The sequence below is a fragment of the Franconibacter sp. IITDAS19 genome, from assembly GCF_023079515.1.
Taxonomy (GTDB): domain Bacteria; phylum Pseudomonadota; class Gammaproteobacteria; order Enterobacterales; family Enterobacteriaceae; genus Franconibacter; species Franconibacter pulveris.
Window position 1 is genome coordinate 778,354 of the sequence record NZ_JALJCP010000001.1, and the last position, 21,606, is coordinate 799,959.

Annotated in this window: 20 protein-coding genes, 1 tRNA gene and 1 pseudogene; 7 read left to right on the top strand and 15 right to left on the bottom strand. The window is 54.3% G+C overall.

Annotated elements, in window-relative coordinates:
- The first annotated feature begins 41 nt into the window (after positions 1–41).
- Positions 42–656 carry a TfoX/Sxy family DNA transformation protein gene (locus MT962_RS03790; protein ID WP_024556959.1) on the top strand — a complete coding sequence of 205 codons (615 nt, stop codon included), beginning with the start codon at positions 42–44 and terminating at the stop codon, positions 654–656.
- Here the strand turns inward: MT962_RS03790 and yccS are convergent.
- Positions 647–2,779 (bottom strand): YccS family putative transporter, encoded by a 2,133-nt coding sequence (gene yccS, locus MT962_RS03795; protein ID WP_024556958.1) that lies wholly within the window; start codon positions 2,777–2,779, stop codon positions 647–649. The genes MT962_RS03790 and yccS overlap by 10 nt on opposite strands.
- Before the next feature lie 12 nt (positions 2,780–2,791).
- Positions 2,792–3,244 carry a YccF domain-containing protein gene (locus tag MT962_RS03800; protein WP_024556957.1) on the bottom strand — a complete coding sequence of 151 codons (453 nt, stop codon included), beginning with the start codon at positions 3,242–3,244 and terminating at the stop codon, positions 2,792–2,794.
- A 125-nt stretch (positions 3,245–3,369) separates the two neighbouring features.
- Between MT962_RS03800 and helD the strand changes: the two genes are divergently transcribed.
- Positions 3,370–5,424 carry a DNA helicase IV gene (gene helD, locus MT962_RS03805; RefSeq protein ID WP_247364628.1) on the top strand — a complete coding sequence of 685 codons (2,055 nt, stop codon included), beginning with the start codon at positions 3,370–3,372 and terminating at the stop codon, positions 5,422–5,424.
- 1 nt (position 5,425) lies between these two features.
- Here the strand turns inward: helD and mgsA are convergent, their stop codons facing one another.
- Positions 5,426–5,884 (bottom strand): methylglyoxal synthase, encoded by a 459-nt coding sequence (gene mgsA / locus MT962_RS03810; RefSeq protein WP_024556955.1) that lies wholly within the window; start codon positions 5,882–5,884, stop codon positions 5,426–5,428.
- Positions 5,885–5,979: 95 nt separating this feature from the next.
- Entirely contained in the window at positions 5,980–6,645 is a 666-nt protein-coding gene (locus MT962_RS03815) for a DUF2057 family protein (RefSeq protein ID WP_024556954.1), read from the bottom strand.
- A 181-nt stretch (positions 6,646–6,826) separates the two neighbouring features.
- On the opposite strand from MT962_RS03815, the gene MT962_RS03820 reads away from it, so the two are divergent.
- The gene (locus tag MT962_RS03820) at positions 6,827–7,240 is read left to right on the top strand and encodes a CoA-binding protein (protein WP_024556953.1); all 414 of its coding nucleotides are present in this window, start codon (positions 6,827–6,829) and stop codon (positions 7,238–7,240) included.
- A 29-nt stretch (positions 7,241–7,269) separates the two neighbouring features.
- Here the strand turns inward: MT962_RS03820 and hspQ are convergent, their stop codons facing one another.
- Together hspQ and rlmI are read right to left on the bottom strand one after the other, a co-directional pair.
- Positions 7,270–7,587, bottom strand: a complete 318-nt coding sequence (gene hspQ / locus MT962_RS03825) for a heat shock protein HspQ (RefSeq protein ID WP_024556952.1) — start codon at positions 7,585–7,587, stop codon at positions 7,270–7,272.
- A 60-nt stretch (positions 7,588–7,647) separates the two neighbouring features.
- Positions 7,648–8,838, bottom strand: coding sequence for a 23S rRNA (cytosine(1962)-C(5))-methyltransferase RlmI (rlmI, locus tag MT962_RS03830; RefSeq protein ID WP_247364629.1), 1,191 nt, complete (start codon positions 8,836–8,838; stop codon positions 7,648–7,650).
- Positions 8,839–8,932: 94 nt separating this feature from the next.
- Here rlmI and yccX point away from each other — a divergent pair, with 94 nt between their 5' ends.
- Positions 8,933–9,214, top strand: coding sequence for an acylphosphatase (yccX, locus tag MT962_RS03835; RefSeq protein ID WP_024556950.1), 282 nt, complete (start codon positions 8,933–8,935; stop codon positions 9,212–9,214).
- On the opposite strand, the gene tusE is transcribed toward yccX, so the two are convergent.
- Positions 9,211–9,540 (bottom strand): sulfurtransferase TusE, encoded by a 330-nt coding sequence (tusE, locus tag MT962_RS03840; protein ID WP_024556949.1) that lies wholly within the window; start codon positions 9,538–9,540, stop codon positions 9,211–9,213. The genes yccX and tusE overlap by 4 nt on opposite strands.
- A 105-nt stretch (positions 9,541–9,645) precedes the next feature.
- Entirely contained in the window at positions 9,646–10,305 is a 660-nt protein-coding gene (yccA, locus tag MT962_RS03845; protein ID WP_024556948.1) for an FtsH protease modulator YccA, read from the bottom strand.
- Positions 10,306–10,574: 269 nt separating this feature from the next.
- Between yccA and MT962_RS03850 the strand changes: the two genes are divergently transcribed.
- Entirely contained in the window at positions 10,575–12,194 is a 1,620-nt protein-coding gene (locus tag MT962_RS03850; RefSeq protein ID WP_024560847.1) for an ABC transporter substrate-binding protein, read from the top strand.
- Positions 12,195–12,352: 158 nt separating this feature from the next.
- Positions 12,353–12,440, top strand: a tRNA-Ser gene (locus MT962_RS03855).
- A 232-nt stretch (positions 12,441–12,672) separates the two neighbouring features.
- Here the strand turns inward: MT962_RS03855 and mscS are convergent.
- Positions 12,673–13,563, bottom strand: coding sequence for a small-conductance mechanosensitive channel MscS (gene mscS, locus MT962_RS03860; protein ID WP_247364630.1), 891 nt, complete (start codon positions 13,561–13,563; stop codon positions 12,673–12,675).
- A 344-nt stretch (positions 13,564–13,907) separates the two neighbouring features.
- Between mscS and ydiK the strand changes: the two are divergent.
- Positions 13,908–14,983: pseudogene (gene ydiK, locus MT962_RS03865) on the top strand (AI-2E family transporter YdiK).
- A gap of 42 nt (positions 14,984–15,025) precedes the next feature.
- Here ydiK and MT962_RS03870 read toward each other — a convergent pair.
- From MT962_RS03870 to MT962_RS03895, 6 genes are all read right to left on the bottom strand, one after another.
- Entirely contained in the window at positions 15,026–15,817 is a 792-nt protein-coding gene (locus MT962_RS03870) for an SDR family oxidoreductase (protein ID WP_247364633.1), read from the bottom strand.
- Positions 15,818–15,951: 134 nt separating this feature from the next.
- Entirely contained in the window at positions 15,952–16,410 is a 459-nt protein-coding gene (locus tag MT962_RS03875) for a helix-turn-helix domain-containing protein (RefSeq protein ID WP_024560843.1), read from the bottom strand.
- Positions 16,411–16,608: 198 nt separating this feature from the next.
- Entirely contained in the window at positions 16,609–17,892 is a 1,284-nt protein-coding gene (locus MT962_RS03880; RefSeq protein WP_247364636.1) for a cytoplasmic protein, read from the bottom strand.
- A gap of 11 nt (positions 17,893–17,903) precedes the next feature.
- Positions 17,904–19,079, bottom strand: a complete 1,176-nt coding sequence (locus tag MT962_RS03885) for an anaerobic sulfatase maturase (RefSeq protein WP_247364638.1) — start codon at positions 19,077–19,079, stop codon at positions 17,904–17,906.
- 109 nt (positions 19,080–19,188) lie between these two features.
- Positions 19,189–20,694, bottom strand: a complete 1,506-nt coding sequence (locus MT962_RS03890) for a sulfatase-like hydrolase/transferase (RefSeq protein WP_024556939.1) — start codon at positions 20,692–20,694, stop codon at positions 19,189–19,191.
- A gap of 24 nt (positions 20,695–20,718) precedes the next feature.
- Positions 20,719–21,510, bottom strand: a complete 792-nt coding sequence (locus tag MT962_RS03895) for an outer membrane protein OmpK (RefSeq protein ID WP_024556938.1) — start codon at positions 21,508–21,510, stop codon at positions 20,719–20,721.
- Between the last annotated feature and the right edge of the window lie 96 nt (positions 21,511–21,606).

A 21,606-nucleotide genomic window follows, 5' to 3' on the forward strand; every position in this document is an offset into this window, starting at 1 on the left:
AGGGAATTTTTTCATTAGTGTTTGATATGAAAGGGATAATCATGAATAAAATTTCTAAAGATACTATCTGTAACGTACAGCGTGCGCTTTCATCTCTGGGCCAGATCCGCAGCCGTGCCTTGTTTGGCGGCTATGGCTTATCGATCGAAAACACCATGTTTGGCATGGTAGCCGATGGGGGCTTTTACCTAAGAATGAGTGTCCTTTGCGCAGAACAAAGCTGGATGCGCAATGCTGAACAGCTGACATTCACGCGTCGCGGCCGTTCAATAGCATTAAATTATTATCTTGTCGGGGACACGTTATGGAATAACCCCATCCAACTGCGAGAACAAGCCTGGATTTCTCTTGTAGGAGCACAGCATGAACGGGCGCAGCGAGAGACAGAGAGGCGATTGAAGGATTTACCTAATCTCACGCTGCAAATGGAAACGCTGCTGTGGGAGGCTGGCATCAAAAACGTTGAAATGCTGCGCGCCTGCGGAGCTAAAGAGAGCTGGTTAAGGCTACGGAAAATTAATAAGAACCTGGGACTGAAAATACTGTATGCGCTTGAAGGTGCCCTATCCGAAACGCATGAAGCGGCGCTCCCGGCGGATATTCGCCGGGAACTTAACGAGTGGTTTCAACGTTACTCGAAACCGCTTCACTCCTGAGGTATCTGCTGCTGAAGTCGGCTTATTTCCGGCAGCAGGGAAATAAGCAGACCTATTTGCTGCAATACCAGCGGTTCTTTGCTGTCTGGACGGGGTTCAATCTGATTGATGCGCTGCGCCAGGTCATTAAGCGCGTGCTGGACTTTTACTTCATCGGCAGGCTGATGGTGCAGCGCATCATCCACATAGCAAACGGCATCATCAATCAGGGTCAGGACTTCCGTCCGTTCAAGCTTCTCACGATGCGCCCCGAGGGCTGAAATATAACTGGTAAAGGTATGGTTCAGACAGAGTAAACGAAACGCGGCATCCCGGAGTTCAGGAGTCGCTTTCGGTTCGCTCGACATGTTTGATACCACCGAAGCCAGTTCAGCATCGCGGTTGTGCGCATCACGGCGTGCGATACGGTATTCCAGGCGGTTGTCACGCCCCTGGTGATATTGTTCAAGAATGGCGTCCAGGTAACGGCAGTTAGCATTCAGGGCGCGCTCCAGCACCAGCGGGAGACGGCGGAAGCGCCAGTCAGGCCAAATAAACGTCACTGCCGCCCAGGCGATAGCGCAGCCGATCAATGTATCTACAATACGCGGAAGCGCGACCTCGAATCCCTCACCGAGCAGGTTAAAACAGAGCAGCACCAGCAGCGTAATAAACATGGTGGCATGAGCGTATTGCACGGTGCGGAAAACAAAAAACAGCACCCCTGTTACCACAATCAGCACTAATTGTCCTTCAAGCGAAGGCACAAAATAGAGGATGGGCAGGCCCAGGGCGACGCCAATCAACGTACCGATGACGCGTAATGCCAGACGGTGCCGGGTGGCGTTGTAGTTGGGCTGGCAAACAAACAGACTGGTTAGGAGGATCCAGTAGCCATGGTGCAGACCGGTCAGTTGAATAAAGGCGTAACCCACGCAGAGCACAACAGACATACGCACTGCGTGTCGAAACAGCGCCGATTCCGGCGTAAGGTTGCGGCTCAGGCGTTCGCGAATATCGCTGAACCCGTGCAGACTGTCATCTGCCAGACGGTTTTCATTCTCGCTACCAGGTGTTTCCAGCCACTGCTCCGATTCAATAGAGGCAAGTTGTGCATCGATAGCCCTGAGGTTAGTGAGAAGAAAACCCAGCGCCTTCATTTCAGCGGCAGAAGTTCCGGACGCCTGGACGCGGTCAAGCGCTGCCTCCAGATGAGTAAAAGCCCGCTCAAAGCGAACGTCGTGCTGATAATGGGTACGCAACAGAATGGATTGCGCCAGTTGCTGGCAGGCGCGGGACTGCATTGAAAGCAAACGCTGGAAGCGAAACATGATATCGCTGTAACGAAACTTATCACGCAGCGCCTGATACTGAATATGAGATGAGCTGGCCCGTTCGTGGATATCCTGCGCCGCAAAATAGTAATGAAGCGTGCGGCGCGTTCCACGTTGTCCGCGATCGCCTCGCAGGCGGGTAAGCAGCGAGGCTTTGGTCTGGTTCAGCGTACCCACAAGCTGGCTATTCGCCATGGCGAGGTCAAGCATCGGCACCTGGCTTTCATTTTCAATATCCGGATCAAAGAAGCGGGATTTGATATCCAGATAGTGCGCCAGCTGTTCATAGCAACGCGCAAGGTTATCCTGCAGGGGACGGATAGGGAAAATCAGATGGCCTGCCAGCGTTAACAGGTTATACCAGACTGCTCCGGCCAACAGCAGCAGCGGCTGTTGGTACCAGTGCTCATAAAGCGAAACGCCGAGCATGGTATAAACGGCGGTAAGCAGTGCCCCAAAAGCGATAGTGGCGTAGCGTTGTCCAAGGCCCCCCAGCAAAATAAAACCACTGGTCGAGAGCGTTAGCCCCAACGCGAACAGCCATGGCCAGGGAAAAAGCAGTTCCACTGAAGCGGAGGCGATAAAAAAGCTAATCAGCGTAATAATCAAATTGCGCAAGCGACCGGTCAGCCGATCGTCGAGATCGGTGAGCGCAGCGGCCACCACGCCAAGCGTTAGCGGAATCGTCAGCTTAACCTCGCCCAGCCACCACGGCAGGGCCGCCGTACCGCTAAGCGCAATAAAGATGCGCATGTTATAAAGCCAGACGCTATTCCAGGTATAGCGGCGAAGCAGGGGGCTCAACATAATGGCAACCGATCCTTACTTCGACTGAAAATGGCGATAAGCGTTAGTTTCACGGGCCGCCTGAGCCGTTTCTACGGAAACCACGCGACGCCCGACCGGCCAGAGCGCAATAGCGGCAATTTTGAAATTCGCAATGCCCACCGGAATGCCAATCACCGTAAGGCACTGGGCGATGCCGGTTGTGATATGCAGCAGGCAGAGCCACCAGCCAAACAGCACCAGCCAGACAACGTTCAGCAGCGTACCACCTGCATTCAGCACAGCGCTTTTACCTTCCGGACGCAGTTCATCCACATGAATCGCTTCATTACCGTAAGGCACCAGCGACAGCTTGGTTATTTCCCAACAGGAGCGAGTAAGCGGCAGCGTAATAACCAGCACCATGCTTACCACCGTCGCCAGCAGCCAGGAGAGCGTTGTGAGAAAACCACCCAATACAAAATTAAGAATATTAAGAACAGTACGCATAGGACCTCTGTGTGCGTGCCGAAAGAAAATCAATAACCACAGCAATTGTAACGCGTTTTGGGTCTGGAGCGTCATATCCGCGGAGGGTAAACTGCATGCACTCTAAAAGTCTCTCTGGCAGCCTCATGGAACTGAAAGCAACTTCTCTGGGAAAACGTCTCGCTCAGCACCCTTACGATCGGGTGGAAATTCTCTCCGCAGGGGTCAAAGTTTCCGGCGATCGGCATGAATACTTGCTGCCTTTTAACCAGCTATTAGCCATTAACTGCAAGCGCGGTCTGGTATGGGGCGAGCTGGAGTTCGTATTGCCGGACAATAAAGTGGTGCGATTGCATGGCACCGAGTGGAGCGATACGCAGCGCTTTTATCATCATTTACAAGCGCTCTGGCAACAGTGGAGCGACGAGATGAGCGAAGTGGCGGCGGGCGTGCTTCAGGCAGAGCTTACGCGCATCGCGGCGCAGACGGGTGAAGAAAAATGGCTGCGGCGCAAGGAACTGGAAGGCGTGCAACAACGCATTCGCGACGCTTTTAGCGCTTTGCCATTGCCGCTGTCGCGTCTGGAAGAGTTCGATAACTGCCGCGATCTCTGGCGTCAGTGCCAGGCCTGGTTAACAAATATAGACGCCGCGCGGCTGGCGCATAACCAGTCTTATACGGAAAAGATGCTTGAAAAATACGCTGATTTCTTCGCAAGCGTCGAAAGCGCGCCGCTTAACCCTTCACAGGCGCGCGCGGTAGTGAATGGCGAAACGTCGCTGCTTGTGCTGGCAGGCGCTGGCAGCGGTAAAACTTCGGTGCTGGTGGCCCGGGCAGGCTGGCTGATAGCGCGCGGCGAAGCGCTGCCTGAGCAGATTTTGCTGCTGGCGTTCGGGCGTAAAGCGGCGCAGGAGATGGATGAGCGCATCCGGGAGCGGTTGCATACCGAAGAGATTAGCGCCCGTACCTTCCACGCGCTGGCGCTGCACATTATTCAGCAGGGGAGTAAAAAAGCGCCAAAGGTCAGCGAGCTTGAGAATGACGCTGAAGCGCGTCATGCGCTGTTGATTGACGCCTGGCGTGAGCAGTGCCAGCAGAAAAAAGCGCAGGCGAAAGGCTGGCGGCTATGGCTTGAAGAGGAGCTGGAGTGGGAACTGCCGGAGGGCGATTTCTGGCAGGACGATCGTCTCGCAAGGCGGCTCGCGGGCAGGCTTGACCGTTGGCTGGGGTTAATGCGTATGCATGGCGGCTCGCAGGCGGAAATGATCGCAGATGCCGACGAAGCGGTGCGCGATGGCTTTCAGAAGCGCGTAAAACTGATGGCGCCACTGCTAAAGGCGTGGAAAGCCGCGCTGAAAGCCGAGGGCGCAGTCGACTTCTCAGGGCTGATTCATCAGGCTATCAACGTGCTGGAGAAAGGCCGCTTTATTAGTCCATGGAAGCACATCCTGGTGGATGAGTTTCAGGATATCTCTCCCCAGCGCGCGGCGCTGCTGGCGGCGTTGCGTCGTCAAAATTCCGGCACCTCGCTTTTCGCCGTAGGCGATGACTGGCAGGCTATTTACCGCTTCAGCGGAGCGGAGTTGCTGCTGACGACATCTTTCGCTCATCATTTTGGCGAAGGGGACAATTGCGCTCTCGACACCACCTATCGCTTCAACCAGCGTATTGGCGAAATCGCCAATCGTTTTGTGCAGCAAAACCCACATCAACTGGCGAAACCGCTGAACAGTTTGACCCCGGGAGATAAAAAAGCGGTAACGCTGCTGGCGCAAAATATGCTCGAAGCGCTGCTGGATAAGCTGAGCGGTTTTGTGAAACCGCACGAGCGGGTGCTGGTGCTGGCGCGCTATCACCATCTGCGCCCGGCGGAACTGGATAAAGCGGCGACGCGCTGGCCTAAGCTGCCGCTTGAGTTTATGACGATTCACGCCAGCAAAGGCCAACAGGCGGATTACGTGATTATCGTTGGTTTGCAGGAAGGGCGAGAGGGGTTCCCGGCGCCTGCGCGCGAATCAGTCATGGAACAGGCGTTGTTGCCGCAGCCGGAAGATTTCCCTGATGCCGAGGAGCGGCGCCTGCTTTATGTTGCGTTAACCCGGGCGCGTCATCGCGTCTGGCTGCTTTATGATAAAGAGGCGCCATCTTGTTTCGTCGACGAATTGCATCAGCTCGGCGTACCGATGGCGCGAAAACCGTAATTTATTTCAGGCGCTCGGCGAGGTAGCGCGCGTAATCCGGAATCTGGATCGCCACGCTATTGCGAAAGTCGGGCGACTGAATAATAAAATCGGCCGTAGAGACGTTAGTGGCGACCGGGATATTCCAGACGGTGGCCAGCCGCAGCAGCGCTTTGACGTCCGGGTCGTGCGGTACGGCGTTAAGCGGGTCCCAGAAGAAAATCAGTACGTCGATTTTCCCTTCGGAAATCATGGCCCCGACCTGCTGGTCGCCGCCCATCGGGCCGCTCAACATGGCGTTCACATTAAGCCCGGTAGCGCGCTGGATAAGGTTGCCGGTAGTGCCTGTCGCATAGAGCGTGTGATGTTCGAGGATCGCTTTGTGTTGCTCAACCCACTTCATCAGCGTCGATTTGCAGTGATCGTGCGCCACCAGCGCGATGTGCTTCTCGGCGGCAATAGTGCGTGTGGTTAATTCCATAGCAGTTTCCAGAAAGTAAGAATGGCTACAGCTTACTGAAAGTGGCCAGGGCTGCAAGCGAAGCGCAGCAAAAAGCCGCCGCTATGTGACGGAAATCAGGAGGAGGGTTGCTGTTTCGCCCACTCCATAAAGCGGGAGCGGGTGGTCGCATCCGCCTGCTGATACCAGTATTTCAGGCGCTGCTCGGTCAGCGTTTGCGAATGCGAAACCGGCGCGTCAAGCTCAGAGATGCCTGAAAGCAGCGTACTGTCGTCCGCAACCATACTGACGAAGCGCGGCATGGCGGCGGCTTTACCGGAACGGTTATAACGGCGGACATCGCGTTCATAATTGAGCCCGTTAGCGGAATCGGTAACCGGCAGCACATCAAGCTTAATGGGAATATCATTAGCCGAGCCGTCCAGAAGTTGCAGCTGCGGCGCGGTATCAAAACGCTGGCTCTCCCGTTCGGTTTCAATTCGCGGCAGGCTAAAGTTAACCTGGCTTACGTCGCGCGTATCGAAACTGACAATCAGAGCGGGAGAAATCCACAGCCGCTGTTCATGAGAAGAGGTATGCACCGTTTTTTCCAGGCGAAACACCAGCTGGTGCGGCCCGTTATCCAGTTCAAGGCTGTCGGCGCCTCGCAAAAGCGAGCCTGAGACTTTCTTGCCGTCCAGTACCAGCAGATCCACATCGCCTGAAAGGTGAAGCGTGGTGGCATAGCCTGAAGCCGGTATCCACACCGTAAAAAGGAATGCCGCGATCAGGCCAAATCTCATGGTTAACTCCTGTTCATACCCGTGCCTTTGTTGCCTTAAGATGTGTCAAATTTTTACAGAAATAACGCTTCATAACCTATACAGCCTGAAGAGAAAAAGCCCTCATGCATCCGTATGGGAATGATGGAGAGAAGGGCGTCTTTGGCATACACTTGCTCTATTATCCGAGGGGGAGGGGAATATGAAAGAGGCTGATATTGCAGGTATTTTGAAAAACACCCAGACCATCGCGCTGGTGGGGGCGAGCGACAAACCCGACCGTCCAAGCTATCGCGTCATGGCCTACCTGCTTGACCAGGGTTATCACGTCATCCCGGTTTCGCCGAAAGTGGCGGGCAAAACGCTGCTGGGCCAGCAAGGCTACGGCACGCTGGCGGAGATCCCGGAAAAGGTCGATATGGTGGACGTATTCCGTAATTCGGAAGCAGCATGGGGGGTTGCGCAAGAGGCGATAGCGATAGGGGCGAAAACCCTCTGGCTCCAGCTTGGCGTGATTAACGAACAGGCGGCGGTGCTGGCGCGCGACGCCGGGCTTAATGTCGTGATGGACCGCTGCCCGGCGATTGAAATTCCCCGTCTGGGGCTGGCGAAATAACAAAAAACCCGGCTTTGCCGGGTTTTTACTTAGTTGCGCAATCGCGGCGCCTGAAGCTGCTGGCGTATGGTTCGCGCCAGTTCATCCAGCGAAGGCTGCTCGGGATGTTCAGCCTGAGTTTCGCTGCTTAACTGGGCTTCGGCAAGATAAGTATGAACGGGCTGGCCGTCATCATCTTCCATTACCACATGGTACCAGGGGGCGGCGCGAAGGTCGGCGTTAACGGCCAGTTCATCCGCTGTGGGTTCATCAAGAGAGTATTCAGGATCAATATCCACCACTACCCCGAGATAACCCAGCAGAGAATGACGGACCTGCTGACCGATACCGAATTTGCTGGCTATCATAGTCCCCTCCCGGAAAACGTTACTCCGCACAGATATGCGGGCAACTTTTTCTCTTTCAAGTTACATGACGCGACAGGCAAACCCTTTCAGATAAAGCCCTTCCGGGTAGCTCGCCAACACGGGATGGTCAGCGGCCTGACGGAACTGCTCTATAAATTGTACATCACGACCAGCATCTGTTGCGGCATCGGCGATGATTTTCTGAAATAAATCGGTGGTCATCAGGCCTGAGCAAGAGAAAGTCAGCAGCACGCCACCCGGGTTAAGCAGTTGAATAGCCAGCATATTAATATCTTTATAGCCGCGGCAGGCGCCCATCAGCTGGCTCTTGTTTTCCACAAACTTAGGCGGGTCCATAACAATAACGTCGAATTTCTCGCCCTGGTCGCGATATTTGCGCAGCAGTTTGAAAACATCGTCACGCTGGAACTCCGCTTTGCCGAGGTCAAGGCCATTCAGTTCAACGTTTTGCCGGGCGACATCCAGCGCCTCTTGCGAAGTATCTACGCTTATTACCTGGCTGCAGCCGCCCATTAGCGCGGACACCGCAAAGCCGCCGGTATAAGAGAAACAGTTCAGCACGCGCTTATCGGCCACGTAGCGGCGGGTCGCAAAGCGGCTGTCGCGCTGGTCAAGATAATACCCCGTCTTGTGTCCGCGCTGGATGTCCACCAGCAACTTCATGCCATGCTCCTCAATCGGCAACAGCGCGGGCGGCAGGTCGCCGCTGACCGGGCCTTGCGCTAATTCCAGCCCCTCTTTTTTACGTACCGCCACATCGGAGCGATCGTAAATTGAACACTGAGGATAGAGCGCCTGCAGCGCGGAAACCAGCGCCGGGCGTTGATATTCGGCGCCGGCGGAAAGCAACTGCAGCACCAGGAAGTTGCCAAAACGGTCAATAGTGACGCCTGGCATGCCGTCCGATTCGCCGGCAATCAGGCGATAGCTGTCGAGACCATCGCGCTCCGCCAGCCAGTCGCGCCACTGCTGCGCCTGCTGAAGGCGACGGGTAAAGAAGGCGATATCGATAGTTTCGTCGCGATCGAACGTCCAGACTCGGGCGCGGATCTGCGAAGCCGGGGACAAGGCGCCGCGCGCCAGCCATTTACCCTGATGGTCGACGATATCGACCGTTTCACCGGCAGAGGCTTTGCCTTCAAGACGCGCGACGGCGCCGGAAAAGACCCAGGGGTGGCGGCGCAGCAGAGATTTCTCGCGCCCTTTGGCTAACACTAAACGTACACTCATAATTTGCTATGCTGCTCTGTAAAGAAAATGGGCGACATTCTCCTGACTCTGGCCGGGAAATGCAATTAAGCCCGCCAGTTTAAGGAGAGAGGATATGTCGACAGTATGCACTATTGCCTGGGTTCACGGCCTCGTTCAGGGCGTTGGCTTTCGCTACAGCACGCAGCATGAGGCGCAGCGGCTGGGGTTGACCGGTTATGCCCGTAATCTGGACGACGGCACCGTTGAGGTGGTCGCCTGCGGCGAAGCGGAAAAAGTGGAACAACTCATCGCCTGGCTGAAGGCGGGCGGGCCGCGCAGCGCCCGGGTGGAAAAAGTGTTGACCGAGCCGCATCAGCCCGGCCGCGAATGGACCAACTTCGGCATTCGCTATTAAATACACTTCACGGGTTTAGGCAGGCCGGCGATTTTGGTCGCCTGCTTAGCCGGGCCTTTCGGGAACAGACGGTAAAGGTAGCGGCTGTTGCCTTTCTCTTCGCCAAACTTATTGGCCATCGCCTTTACCAGCATGCGGATAGCTGGTGAAGTATTAAACTCCAGATAAAATTCGCGCACGAAGCGCACCACTTCCCAGTGCTCTGGCGACAGGGCGATGCCCTCTTTTTCGGCGATGACTTCCGCCAGCCCTTCGCTCCAGTGAGTGGTCTCTTTCAGATAGCCTTCGCTATCGGTCTCTATTTCTTTGCCTTCAAACGTCAACATACATTCCGGACCCGTTCGTCAAACGGCGTGCAGTGTAGCAAATTTTCCGCCCGCCAAAAACAAAGCCCCGCGAAGTGCGGGGCCAGGTTAGAGAGTCAGTGACGCTTAATCGCGGCTGGCGAAGCCCAGAATGCTGAGCAGGCTGACGAAAATGTTATACAGCGAAACGTACAGGCTGACCGTTGCGCGGATATAGTTGGTTTCGCCGCCATGAATGATATTGCTGGTCTCAAACAAGATGGCGCCAGATGAGATCAGAATAAACACCGCGCTGATAGCCAGATGCAGCGCCGGCAGCTGCAGGAAAATATTCGCCAGCATGCCGATAAGCACCACCACCACGCCCGCCATCAGCATGCCGCCGAGGAAGGACATATCCTTGCGCGTGGTCAATACGTAAGCCGAGCAGGCGAAGAACACCAGCGCGGTGCCGCCCAGCGCCAGGGCAATCACATCCCCCATACCTGCTGAAAGATAGGTATTCAGCACAGGACCGAGGATATAACCGAGGAAGCCGGTGAAGGCGAACGCGGCCAGAATGCCGGTGGGTTTATTCGCCAGGCGGTAAGTCAGGAACATCAAACCATACATCCCGACCAGCGTCAGGATAAGCCCTGGCGAGGGCAGCATCAGCACCGTACTGGCGGTGGCGGTAATGGCGGAGAACGCCAGCGTCAGGCTTAAAAGGAAATAAGTATTGCGCAGCACTTTATGAGTACTGAGCAGCGACTGTCTGTCGCGAGCAGAGGTAATTATGCGATCCATGAGTCATTCTCACATTGCAGGGAATCAGTGGTTGAGCATAGAGCCAGAAGGCCCGGCGGCAAAAGCGGTTTTACCCATCTTTACTCAGTTTTATCCGAATAAAAACAAGCGTTTTACAGCCGCAAAAACGCTTACGCCTGACGGAAGTCAACTACCAATAAATAATCAGATCTCCCTCTTATAGGTGACTGAAAATTATTGCTTTCGCTGCTATGCGCAACTAAGAGTGTTAACAACCCCTTATTCAAACAAAAGGTGCGTAAAACATAATGAATCAACACTCACGATTGATGGCTTTACTTGCGGCGGGGATCGCCGCTGCCTGTTCCGGCGCTTATGCCGCCACCGTGCCGCAGGGCGCTGCGCTGGCGCAAAAGCAGGAGCTGGTGCGTAATAATGGCAGTGAACCCGCCTCGCTGGATCCGCATAAAGTGGAAAGCGATGTGGAGTTCAATATCATCAGCGATGTATTTGAAGGGCTGGTGGCGGTAAAGCGCGACGGTTCTATAGAACCGCGGCTAGCGGAAAAGTGGGACAACCAGAACAACACCGTCTGGACGTTCCATCTGCGAAAAGGCATTACCTGGTCTGACGGTGAGCCGATGACGGCGGAGGATATCGTCTGGAGCTGGCAACGACTCGTCGACCCGAAAACGGTCTCTCCTTATGCCAGCTATCCGGCGAACATGAATATTGAAAACGCGGCGGATATCGCTAATGGCAAAAAGCCTCCGTCGTCGCTTGGCGTAAAGGCGCTGGATGATAACACCGTACAGGTGACGCTGACCCAGCCCACCGCGGCGTTTCTTTCCATGCTTGCTCACCCCTCGCTGGTGCCGATTGATAAAACTGCGGTACAGCGCTTCGGCGATAAATGGGCGCGGCCGGAGCATTTTGTCGGCAGCGGCGCTTATAAAGTGGTTGACTGGGTCGTCAATGAAAAAGTGGTAGGGGAGCGTAACAAGCGCTATTGGGATGATGCCCACACCGTCATCAATAAAGTCACCTGGTTGCCCATCTCTTCGGAAACCGCCGACGTTAACCGCTATAAAGCGGGTGAAATTGATATCACCAACACCATTCCCATTAACCAGTTCGCCCAGCTAAAGAAAACGCTGCCGGAAGAGGTGCACGTCTCGCCGCTGCTCGCTACCTACTATTACGAATTCAACACTTCGCGCCCGCCGTTTAACGACGCCCGCGTACGCCGCGCGCTCAATATGGCACTGGATAAAGACATTATCGCCGATAAGGTGCTGGCCCAGGGACAGCGTCCCGCCTGGGTGCTGAGCCAGCCGGAGATCGGCGGCGCCAAAATCGCACCGCCGGACTACGCCAGTTGGCCGCGAGAGAAACGCATTGCCGAGGCGAAAAAGCTGCTGGAGGCGGCGGGCTTCAACGCTCAGCACCCGTTACAGTTCAACCTGCTCTATAACACGATGGAATCGCACCAGCGCATCGCCATCGCCGCAAGCTCTATGTGGCAGAAAAACCTGGGCGTGAAGGTGAAGCTGCAAAACCAGGAGTGGAAAACCATGCTCGATACCAAGCACACCGGTAATTTTGAGGTGGTGCGCTACTCCTGGAACGCGGATTACGATGATGCCTCCACCTTTCTGAATAACTTCCGCACCGGCGATAGTCAGAATACCTCCCGCTTTAGCAACGCGGATTATGACAACGCGCTGGCGAATGCGGCGAAAGCGGCCGATGCGGCAGAGCGCGGCAAATACTATCAGCAGGCGGAAACCATTCTGGCTGAGGAAGCGCCCGCCATTCCGCTCTACCACTATGTGCGCACGCATCTGGTCAAACCCTGGGTCGGTGGGTTTTACTCGAACAACCTTGGGTATTTCTATACCAAAGACATGTACATCCTGAAGCATTAAGGCTGCAGGCCTCGTCACGGGGCCTGATTTTTTTGCTGTAAAGTTGTTCACTTTGTTGTTATTTCAGGCGAATAAGGTTTTTTTGTCTGTTTTTGCGGCAAACGAACGCATTCGGGCTTTACAGGCCGCATGGGGATGTTTATAGTTCGCGTCATTGCGGAAGTGTGGCCGAGCGGTTGAAGGCACCGGTCTTGAAAACCGGCGACCCGAAAGGGTTCCAGAGTTCGAATCTCTGCGCTTCCGCCATCAAATTTAAGGGGATGCCGAAAGGCATCCCCTTTCTCGTTATGGAGACTCTGTATCCATTGCCTCCCCGCTGTACTGTCGTTTCCCGTGGCGCTGGCGCTGCGCGCGACAAATCGGCCGTCTTAAAAACGGGCCTTATAAACAAAAGCCCGATGTTTTTAGCTCTCTGTAAAAATGCCGGTAAGCTTATGCGAGAGCGTTACCGGCATTCATAACAGAAAATCATTTTGATTTATAAGCTGGCCTGCTGTTTCACCACACTTAACGTTTGTGATTCTGTCACGCTGTTAACCATACGGATATCCATCTGCGGGTACGGAATATCAATATTATTTTCGTCCAGCGCTTCTTTAATGTTTTCCAGCAAATCGTAATAGGTGCTCCAGTAATCGCCGTTCCGCACCCAGACGCGGACAAAAAAGTTTAGCGAGGAGGCGCCTAATTCACCCAGTCGCACAGTGATATCCCGGTTTTTATCCACGCGCGTATCGGCTTTAATCACTGCCGTAATAACGGACTTCACATCGGCGATACGATTCTGATAGCCCACGCCAATGACTAAATCGATACGACGGAAGGGATGCCGGGAATAGTTAACAATGCTGTCAGCGATGATCTTGCCGTTGGGGATGACCACTTCTTTACTGTCGGCAGTCAGCAACGTGGTGGAGAAAATATGCACTTTTTCAACCGCTCCTGCTACCGATCCAATCTGCACATGTTCGCCGGCGCGGAAGGGACGTAGCGAAACCAGCAGCACTCCGGCGGCAAAGTTGGAAAGCGACCCCTGAAGCGCCAGCCCCACCGCCAGGCCGGCTGCGCCAATCACGGCGATAATCGATGAGGTTTCAATGCCCAGGCGGCCCAGCGCTGCCACCACCGCGAATGCGAGGGTAATGTAGCGAACCAGCGCAGTAAAAAAATGGACGACGGTAATATCAACCCGGCGGCGGACTAATAGCTTTTCCAGCCCGCTGGCCAGTAATCGGGAAAGCATTTTCCCGATAAAAAGTAAAATAAAAGCAGCGATAATGTTCCAGCCAAACTGGAAAAGTACATTGCTGTGGCCTTTAAGCCATTCCAGCGCGGCGTGAATTTGTGGGAATAGAATAAAATTACTCATGGACGTCCCTGAAAATATCTATTTTGCCAGTGGGTTTACCTTAAGCGCTCTTCATCGCCTTCAGGCGCTGCGAATACTAGCGCTTATTTCTCTGTGTACAAACTCTGTTTTTGTAATAAAAAAAGAGAACGATTTATTATTTATATAAATAATAAATAAACATAAGTGTAGCGAATAAATAATTAACCTATTCCGATAAATCCCTTCGCTGAGGGCAGGTTCGCCCGTTATGTTTAGCCTCTGCCATTAGTAAAGTGATTTAATCCGCTGCTATTAAATCTTGTCAGTCTGGCAGGGTAATTCACGGCCTACAGCGCCGCGTTTTTATTAAGGATTGAACTAACATGTCGCTGGTATTACCTAAGTACGACCTCCCACGCATTATTTTCGGCTGCCTTGCGGTGCTTTGCATGCTGGCGGCCAGCCTCTGGCTGCTGCACCCTTTTTTAATCAGTCTGGTCTGGGCGGGGCTGGTGGTTATCGCTACCTGGCCTGTGATGCTTCGCATTCAGGCATGGCTCGGGCGGCGTCGTTCGCTTGCCGTGCTGGTGATGTCGCTACTGCTGGTTGCGCTGTTTGTTATACCGCTGCTGTTTATGGCGAGCGCCTGATGGACATCAGCGCCCGGCTCAGTCAGTGGCTCGACTCAGATAAGCTTCCCTTGTTAATAAGCGGCGATTTTCTGCACAGCGTGCCGTTTATCGGCGCGAGGCTTTACTCGCGCTGGCAGGCGGTGGTGGCCGATCGCGGACATACGCTTATTACCCAGCTCCAGCCATGGCTGCGCCATGCGGCGCTTGTATTGCTTACGCAACTGGGCCATCTCGGGCAACTTATTATTAACGGCATTATCATGCTGGCGCTCAGCGCCTTGCTTTATATGAATGGAGAGAAGGCGGCGGGGGCGATGAGCCGTTTTGCCCGCCGCCTCGCAGGCCAGCGCGGCGATATCGCGGTGACGCTGGCTGGGCAGACCATTCGGGCGGTGGCTTCCGGCATTGTCGTAACGGCGGTTTGCCAGTCAGTGCTTGGCGGCGTCGGGCTGGCGCTGTGCGGCATTCCTGGCGCGCTGCTATTCACCGTCGTGATTTTTATTCTTTGCCTTGCGCAGTTAGGCCCGATAATAATCATGCTGCCGGCAACAGCCTGGCTCTACTGGCAGGGTGAAGCAGGCTGGGCGACGCTACTGCTGGTCTGGAGCCTTGCGGTAGGCAGTATGGATAATATCTTGCGTCCACTGTTGATTCGTCGCGGCGCCGATGTGCGGATGATGCTGATTCTCGGCGGCGTTATTGGCGGGTTGCTCACTTTCGGCATCGTTGGTCTGTTTATTGGCCCGGCGGTGCTGGCGGTTTCATGGCGTTTGCTGGTTATCTGGGTGAATGAGCTGGAAACGCCAGTTCACGCCGCAGAAGATTAACCGCCAAAATTACGCCACCGGTGATCCCGGTGGCGATCCTGATTAACGTACATAGCGTGGCGCGGGTATGCTGGTACCAACGGCGGAAAAAACCGCCAGGCGCGCTTCTTCGTAACGCTGCCACAACGCTTCGTCATGCAGCGGCGGAATGGTAATCGCTTCGCCAGCGTCGAACCCCGCCAGCGCCGCATCCACCAGATCTTCTGTTTTCATCACCGAACCCGCGGGCAGGTGGTCTACCGAAACGCCGGAAACCTCCCAGATTTCCGTGGCCGTAGCCGCAGGCAACACCGCCTGCAGGCGCACGCCGGTACCTGCAAATTCAGCCTGCAAGCCACGGGTGAAATTAAGCACATAACCTTTGGTGCCGCTGTAAAGCGCGCTGGTGTCGCGAGCATGGAGCGCCAGCACCGAGGCGATATTAATAATGGCGCCGCGATCCTGCGCGTTAAAGCGCGTCAGCGCCGCCAGCGTCAGCCGGGTCAGAGCAGTAATATTCAGCGTAATAATGTCCTGGTGCGTCTGCGCGCTGCTGGCGAGAAAAGAGCCCATCTGCGCGGTTCCGGCGTTGTTCACCAGCAAAGAAATCGCCGGGGTGTCGCGCAGCGTCGCTTCCACCGTTTGAATATCGCTTTCCTGCGTCAGGTCTGCGCGAAGCGTTTTAACCTCTACGCCATAAGTTTGCTGTAGCCGCGCGGCCAGCTCGTGCAGGCGTTCTTCCCGACGTGCGACCAGCAGTAAATCATAACCCCGGGCGGCAAGGCGGTCGGCATAAACGGCGCCAATGCCCGAAGAGGCGCCGGTAATCAGTGCGGTGGAACGGGATGCTGTCATGATACTCTCCTGAAATAGGTTTCATTATAAAACTAAATGCATCCTGGCTTAAGAGGTTTAATAATGCAACCAAATTGGGCGATATTTTTGTGTTTTGCCTGAAGAGAGACAGGGGAAAGGTATCGCCTGAAAATTCAGGCGATGGTCGTGGCGTCAGGAAGCAGCGGCTGCACCTCGTCGGGGGTAAGCTCCCGGCCATCTTCGGCCAGCAGTTGCAGGGGGCGCAGCGGGCGCTGGTGAGTGCTGTCTACCAGTACGCTGCCTTTTTCGCACCCCTCAAACAGAAACTCATTGCCCCATTGCGAAAGCGCCACCAGCACGGTTTGCAGCGCCCGGCCTCTTTCGGTAAGCACATACTCTTGCCAGGCGGAGCCGTCTGAAGCGGGGCGCATCTCAAGTATGCCTTCCTCGACAAGCTGGCGCAGGCGCACCGTCAGCATATTTTTCGCGATACCGAGGCTTTTCTGAAATTCGCCAAAGCGGGTCAGGCCGCGCAGGGCGTCGCGAACAATTAACAGCGACCACCAGTCGCCAATGATGTCAAGCGAACGCGCTACCGGACACCGGCTGTCCTCTAAGCTTTTACGTTTCATAAACAGACCCTGGGGAAAAATGATGGTTTTATTATAAAACCGGGAAAGGGCTTATAGAACCCTGGGCGAAAAAAAACCTGCCCGCAGGCAGGTTAACATTATCAGGGAATCCACTTATGTCATGCGTACCGGGAGTAGTAAGTACACGTAAGAAGTGTAGTTTTTCCCTTAGTGCGCAAATCATCTTTAAGAATTGTCTCAGCGCCGCACCTCAGGCTTTACCACGCCGCAGTTGTAATCCGTCGCCAGAAACTCCAGTACCGCGCCGACGTTCGCTGGCGACAGGCGAAGCAGCTGCGGATAAAAGGGGTGGCGGTGAATAAAATCGATAAAGCGATGCGCGGGTTGCAGCGTGGCTTCGCGTAATTCGCTAATGCGTTGCGGCCCTGTCAGGCTACACACCGCCATTTGATAATCGGGCTGGGAAAAGCAGCGCCAGACATCGTTCCAGATAATGCTGGAGGTGACGATGTCGGAGCGAAAAGGCCGTTGCGGCGCTCTTGTTCCCTTTTCATGCACGAAAGCGATGTGGCAATGTCCGCTGGTGACGTCATCCCGGTTCGCCATCAGGCAGCCGCCATAAAGAAAACACTCATGCTCTATATAATGCTGAACATACAAAACGGCGTTTTGCGTTAACGATTTTACTATTTCAAAGTGGCGATAAGCGGCCAGCACGGGTTTTACGATAGCCCCCGCATCGTTACTTTTTAACCGCGCAGCGCCATAGCGGGCATCGAAAAAAAGGGCGCGCCGGCCCATTAGACGATCTTTTGCGAAGATCCTCGCAACCGGCTCTTGCGAAACCAGCAACTCTTCCTCATTGGCGCTGTAGCGGTACTCGAAAGGGATGGGGGCGGAGCGCAACGCATAATTGGTCGTGAGGGCTATCACTCTGTCGCTTTTTTTCTCCACGGTCACGATGACGTAAAGACGATTTGGCGAGCCGTTAAAATTAATGCTGAAGGTCGCGGTGGCAAACGTCGCCTCCAGCGTAAAAGGGCGCGCCAGGAAGGGGCTGACCCGGGCAGTAAAAGCCAGCTGCTGTAAATCCCGTCCTGTGGCTTTAGGGCTAAACCCGGGGCGTTCATGCAGCGGCTGACCGGCGCGAATCATATCGGCGAGTTGCGAAAGGTGAGGCGCAACGCGAAGGCGTTCATAAAAGACAAAGGTTTTGCGGCAGCCTGCGCAGCGCACGCGCTGTTGACCGTTTCCCGCATAGCCGTTGCGGGCTAATCCGTCGCGTTTACCGCAGTATGGACAAGCCCATACCACGCCGTGATAGCCCCGGTTAGTCTGGGCTTTAAAAGCATTAAAAGCCGCTGCGCTGATAACAGGAAAATGAAATCCGCAGGCCTGACAAAGAATATTCTCTCCGCGCTGCGCATAAGAGGGGCTGTTCAGTACGCCAAAATTCCGACAGCCAAAAGTTTTGCAGGAGTTAACGTCGGTATAGCGAAAGATATCGGCGGCGGCGGTCATCGTTTACTCACTCAGGTAATCAGCGTTTTCAATTCAGCCGGCGAGCGTCCGTTTTCCCACAGGGATTTCAGCATCAGCATATAGGGCGTGATGTAGTGGAAAAAGGCTTTATAACCGGCGCAGAAATAGTTGATATTCTGTTCGCCCGCAGCAGAGCGCAGGATGCGATGTTTCGGGCAACCGCCATAGCAGGCAAACGTGAAAGGGCAATCACGGCAGCCGCTGGCCATAGTCAGGCTTTTCGCGCGGGCAAAGTCCTGATTCGCGCTACTGTCGCGCATTTCCGCTATGGAAGCGGTGTGGATATTGCCAAGCTTGTAGCGCGGCCAGACATAATGGTCGCATTGATAAACGTCGCCGTTCATTTCCATCGCCAGCGCGCTGCCGCAACGCTCGGCAAAGACGCAAATCTGCGCAGGCAGACCGCACCAGGCGGCGAAGGCCTGATCAAAAAGCTGAATGCTTATCTCGCCGATATCCCGACGGATCCAGCTGTAAAAGATCGTTTTTAAAAAAACGCCGAATTCAGCGCCGGGAACCGACCAGGGCGCGATAACCGCTTCGCCCTGGTAATCGGGCGGAACCAGACCCTTATCTTCCCCGGCGGGGTAGTGACGCTCCAGTAAGGGGATGAATTGCATATCGCGGCTGCCTACCTGTTTGAGGTAGTCATAAACGCGCAGCGGATGATGCACATTGATATTGTTTACGACAGTCAAAGTATTAAATTCGATGTCATGTTTCGCCAGCAGGCGAATAGCGTTTTCCACCTGCTCATGCGTCGGTTTTCCTGCGCGGGTTTTTCGCCAGGCGTCGTGCAGTTCAGCATCGCCATCAATTGAAATACCGATAAGAAATTGATGTTTTTGTAAAAAACGGCACCACGCTTCATTTATCAACATGCCGTTAGTCTGCAGGGTATTAATGATTCGCTTTCCGCAGGCGTATTTTTCCTGTAAGGCCACGGCGCGTTGATAGAAGTCGATGCCGGCAAGCGTCGGTTCGCCGCCTTGCCAGGCAAAGACGACTTCTTCCGTCTGCTGCGCTTTAATATGCTGTTCGATAAATATTTCAAGCGTAGCGTCGTCCATCCGCTTTTGTTGACGGCCAGGGTAAAGCTGCGCCTTTTCCAGATAAAAGCAGTAGTCGCATCCAAGATTACAGGCCGCGCCCGTCGGTTTGGCCATAACATGACAGCTTTTCTTTATCACGATATTCATCCATCGCAAGAAATAATCAGCGCCTTTTCCACAGCCATAAAGCCGCAGAGCAGGCGCTACGTGAACAGATGGGGTATCAGTTCCAGTCTACGGGTTCCGGTTTTTCGCCACGGGCGCGCATTAACGAATCGTTATCGATGTCATTTTTATAGCGCGTGAAGTCAGCCACCAGCTGTTTCTCAAGCGCCGGCTGTTTGCCAAGCTGGTTGTTTACCTCACCGGCATCGGCTTTCAGGTTATAAAGATATTTGGGCTTAGCGTTACGGTCGAAGATCATCTTCCAGTCGCCTTCACGTATCGCCCACATATCGGTCGGGTCATCCTGATAGGGCATGTCGATGGTCCAGATAAGCGGCTTGTGACGGGTGAGCGGCTTCTCCTCCAGCACCGGCTTGATGGACTCCCCGTCGATAGCGCGATCGGTGGGCAGCGAGAAGTGCAGCATATCCGCAAGCGTCGGCAGAATATCCAGCCCGGTTACCGGCGTATCGGAGACCGCACCCGCTTTGATATGAGTGCCATATTTGATAATGGCCGGAACCCGGATGCCGCCTTCCCAGAGATTATCTTTCCGACCGCGCAGTCCGTTAGTTTCGCCCGCCATATTCAGCTCATACCACTTACGCGCTTCGCGGGTGACCGGGCCATTGTCACTGGTAAAGAGAATAATGGTGTTGTCCTCTTCGCCCATGGCTTTCACTTTATCCAGCACTTTGCCGACCTGTTCGTCGAGGTAACTGATATTGGCGTAATATTCGCCTGCGCCGCGCCAGGGTTTATCCGCCCAGTCGGCATAGAACAGATCCTGATGCTGCCGTTCATAATCCGACATGTAGTCTTTATACATATCAAGGTACTTTTGCGGCGAGGCGAGGGGGGTATGCACCTCGGTAAAAGCGACGTATAAGAAAAACGGTTTCTTCTCTTTGCGGCTGTCGAGCCAGTGGATGGCCTCGCTGCTGACCAGCTCGCCGCTAATCTGGTTTACCGTGCCGATGGGTTTGCCATTACGGTAAAAACCGTTGGGATAAACCACGCCATAACGCGGACGCTCTTTTACTTTATCCAGATCGCTTGTGACGAAACCGGCGGCGTTCACCAGCGAATAATCAAAGCCCATATCTTTGGCCTGCGGCTGATCGGTGCGGTTGGCGCCCGCATTGAGATGGAGCTTGCCCATCATCGCCGTGTCGTAACCCTGCTCTTTTAAATAACTGGCGATGGTTTTTTCATTACGGCCCAGCGCCACGTTTTTACCGCCCGAGGGGATCCAGGAGCGTATGCCGGTACGAAACGGCGTGCGTCCTGTTAATAAGCCCGCGCGCGAGGGGGAGCAGAGCGGCGCCGGAGCATAATATTCCGTAAAGCGCATCCCTTCCTGCGCCAGCCTGTCAATATTAGGCGTTTTCACGATGGGGTGACCATAAGCGCCCAGGTCGCCATAACCGAGGTCGTCCGCCATGATGATAATAACGTTAGGTTGTTTAGCCGGTTTGTCAGATAACGTGGCCGGAGAGGTTTGCGCCATCGCGCTGCTCGCCAGTAACAGGCTGACCAGGCTTGCCAGCATTCGCTTTTGCATGTTGATGTCCTTATTGTGGAAAAATCAAAACTCGTAACCCAGCATGTAGATCATCTGATCGCCAAAACCGTCGTAGCCCAATTTGTTTTTGAAATAGCGCCAGGTCACGCTGGCCTTAAGGTGCGGATAAAATTTCCAGGCCAGAGTCAGGCCGCCGTTAATGCCGTTCGCGCCGTGCTGCTGTTCGGCATAGGCGTCATTGCGATCGAACTCAAATTCATGCCAGTCAGACAAAACAAAAGATTGATCCCAGAGTTTGAAAAAATAAGCGGTGGTCCAGCCTGCCACGTAGCCATTGCGGCCGCTGGCGCTGCGGCCGCCGAGCCGCTGTGATTTATAATCTGAAGACTGGTTATGGAAAGCGATATAAGGTTTAAAGAACCCCCATTTGCCGCTCCAGCCCAGATAACCCAGCCCGTACATCATGTCGAGATCGTCTCCCCAGGTATTATCAAACTGGCCGTAAACTTTCCCCATCAGGCTATAGTCAGAATTGAACAGACGAATATGCGTTTGCGCCGATAAAACATAGTTCTGTCCGGCGATATTATGATTAAGGACGTTATTTTCGTAAAAGGAATAAAATTCGCCTTTATTAAAGATAGCGCCGAAATCGGCGGTTAATTTCCAGACTTCGCCCCGGTGTGTATTTTCAAAGCCGCTGTTCCAGTTCGCATATCCCGCATTCGCCGAGCCATAAGCATTTTTAAGCTCCAGATCCAGCGCCTGCGTTTGCGCGCTGAACAGTAAAGTCACTGCAGAGGTAATAAGCGAAAGAACGCCGGCGCGCTTGTACTGCGCGTTTGTCAAACTCATAGATAATTTCCTTATTATAGTGGTTCTGGCCGCGTTGATAATATAGAGCGGTTCTGGCTCCGTTTGTGATAATAATCACACGCTAAAAGGGGCGCC

What these genes read in the sequence shown, in the direction of transcription:
- mscS (WP_247364630.1), bottom strand. Translation starts at nt 13,563, where the DNA reads ATGAGTAATTTTATTCTATTCCCACAAATTCACGCCGCGCTGGAATGG.
- helD (WP_247364628.1), top strand. Translation starts at nt 3,370, where the DNA reads ATGGAACTGAAAGCAACTTCTCTGGGAAAACGTCTCGCTCAGCACCCT.
- yccA (WP_024556948.1), bottom strand. Translation starts at nt 10,305, where the DNA reads ATGGATCGCATAATTACCTCTGCTCGCGACAGACAGTCGCTGCTCAGT.
- rlmI (WP_247364629.1), bottom strand. Translation starts at nt 8,838, where the DNA reads ATGAGTGTACGTTTAGTGTTAGCCAAAGGGCGCGAGAAATCTCTGCTG.
- MT962_RS03850 (WP_024560847.1), top strand. Translation starts at nt 10,575, where the DNA reads ATGAATCAACACTCACGATTGATGGCTTTACTTGCGGCGGGGATCGCC.
- MT962_RS03890 (WP_024556939.1), bottom strand. Translation starts at nt 20,694, where the DNA reads ATGCAAAAGCGAATGCTGGCAAGCCTGGTCAGCCTGTTACTGGCGAGC.
- MT962_RS03790 (WP_024556959.1), top strand. Translation starts at nt 42, where the DNA reads ATGAATAAAATTTCTAAAGATACTATCTGTAACGTACAGCGTGCGCTT.
- MT962_RS03815 (WP_024556954.1), bottom strand. Translation starts at nt 6,645, where the DNA reads ATGAGATTTGGCCTGATCGCGGCATTCCTTTTTACGGTGTGGATACCG.
- hspQ (WP_024556952.1), bottom strand. Translation starts at nt 7,587, where the DNA reads ATGATAGCCAGCAAATTCGGTATCGGTCAGCAGGTCCGTCATTCTCTG.
- tusE (WP_024556949.1), bottom strand. Translation starts at nt 9,540, where the DNA reads ATGTTGACGTTTGAAGGCAAAGAAATAGAGACCGATAGCGAAGGCTAT.
- MT962_RS03880 (WP_247364636.1), bottom strand. Translation starts at nt 17,892, where the DNA reads ATGACCGCCGCCGCCGATATCTTTCGCTATACCGACGTTAACTCCTGC.
- MT962_RS03875 (WP_024560843.1), bottom strand. Translation starts at nt 16,410, where the DNA reads ATGAAACGTAAAAGCTTAGAGGACAGCCGGTGTCCGGTAGCGCGTTCG.
- MT962_RS03800 (WP_024556957.1), bottom strand. Translation starts at nt 3,244, where the DNA reads ATGCGTACTGTTCTTAATATTCTTAATTTTGTATTGGGTGGTTTTCTC.
- MT962_RS03885 (WP_247364638.1), bottom strand. Translation starts at nt 19,079, where the DNA reads ATGGCCAAACCGACGGGCGCGGCCTGTAATCTTGGATGCGACTACTGC.
- mgsA (WP_024556955.1), bottom strand. Translation starts at nt 5,884, where the DNA reads ATGGAATTAACCACACGCACTATTGCCGCCGAGAAGCACATCGCGCTG.
- MT962_RS03870 (WP_247364633.1), bottom strand. Translation starts at nt 15,817, where the DNA reads ATGACAGCATCCCGTTCCACCGCACTGATTACCGGCGCCTCTTCGGGC.
- MT962_RS03820 (WP_024556953.1), top strand. Translation starts at nt 6,827, where the DNA reads ATGAAAGAGGCTGATATTGCAGGTATTTTGAAAAACACCCAGACCATC.
- MT962_RS03895 (WP_024556938.1), bottom strand. Translation starts at nt 21,510, where the DNA reads ATGAGTTTGACAAACGCGCAGTACAAGCGCGCCGGCGTTCTTTCGCTT.
- yccX (WP_024556950.1), top strand. Translation starts at nt 8,933, where the DNA reads ATGTCGACAGTATGCACTATTGCCTGGGTTCACGGCCTCGTTCAGGGC.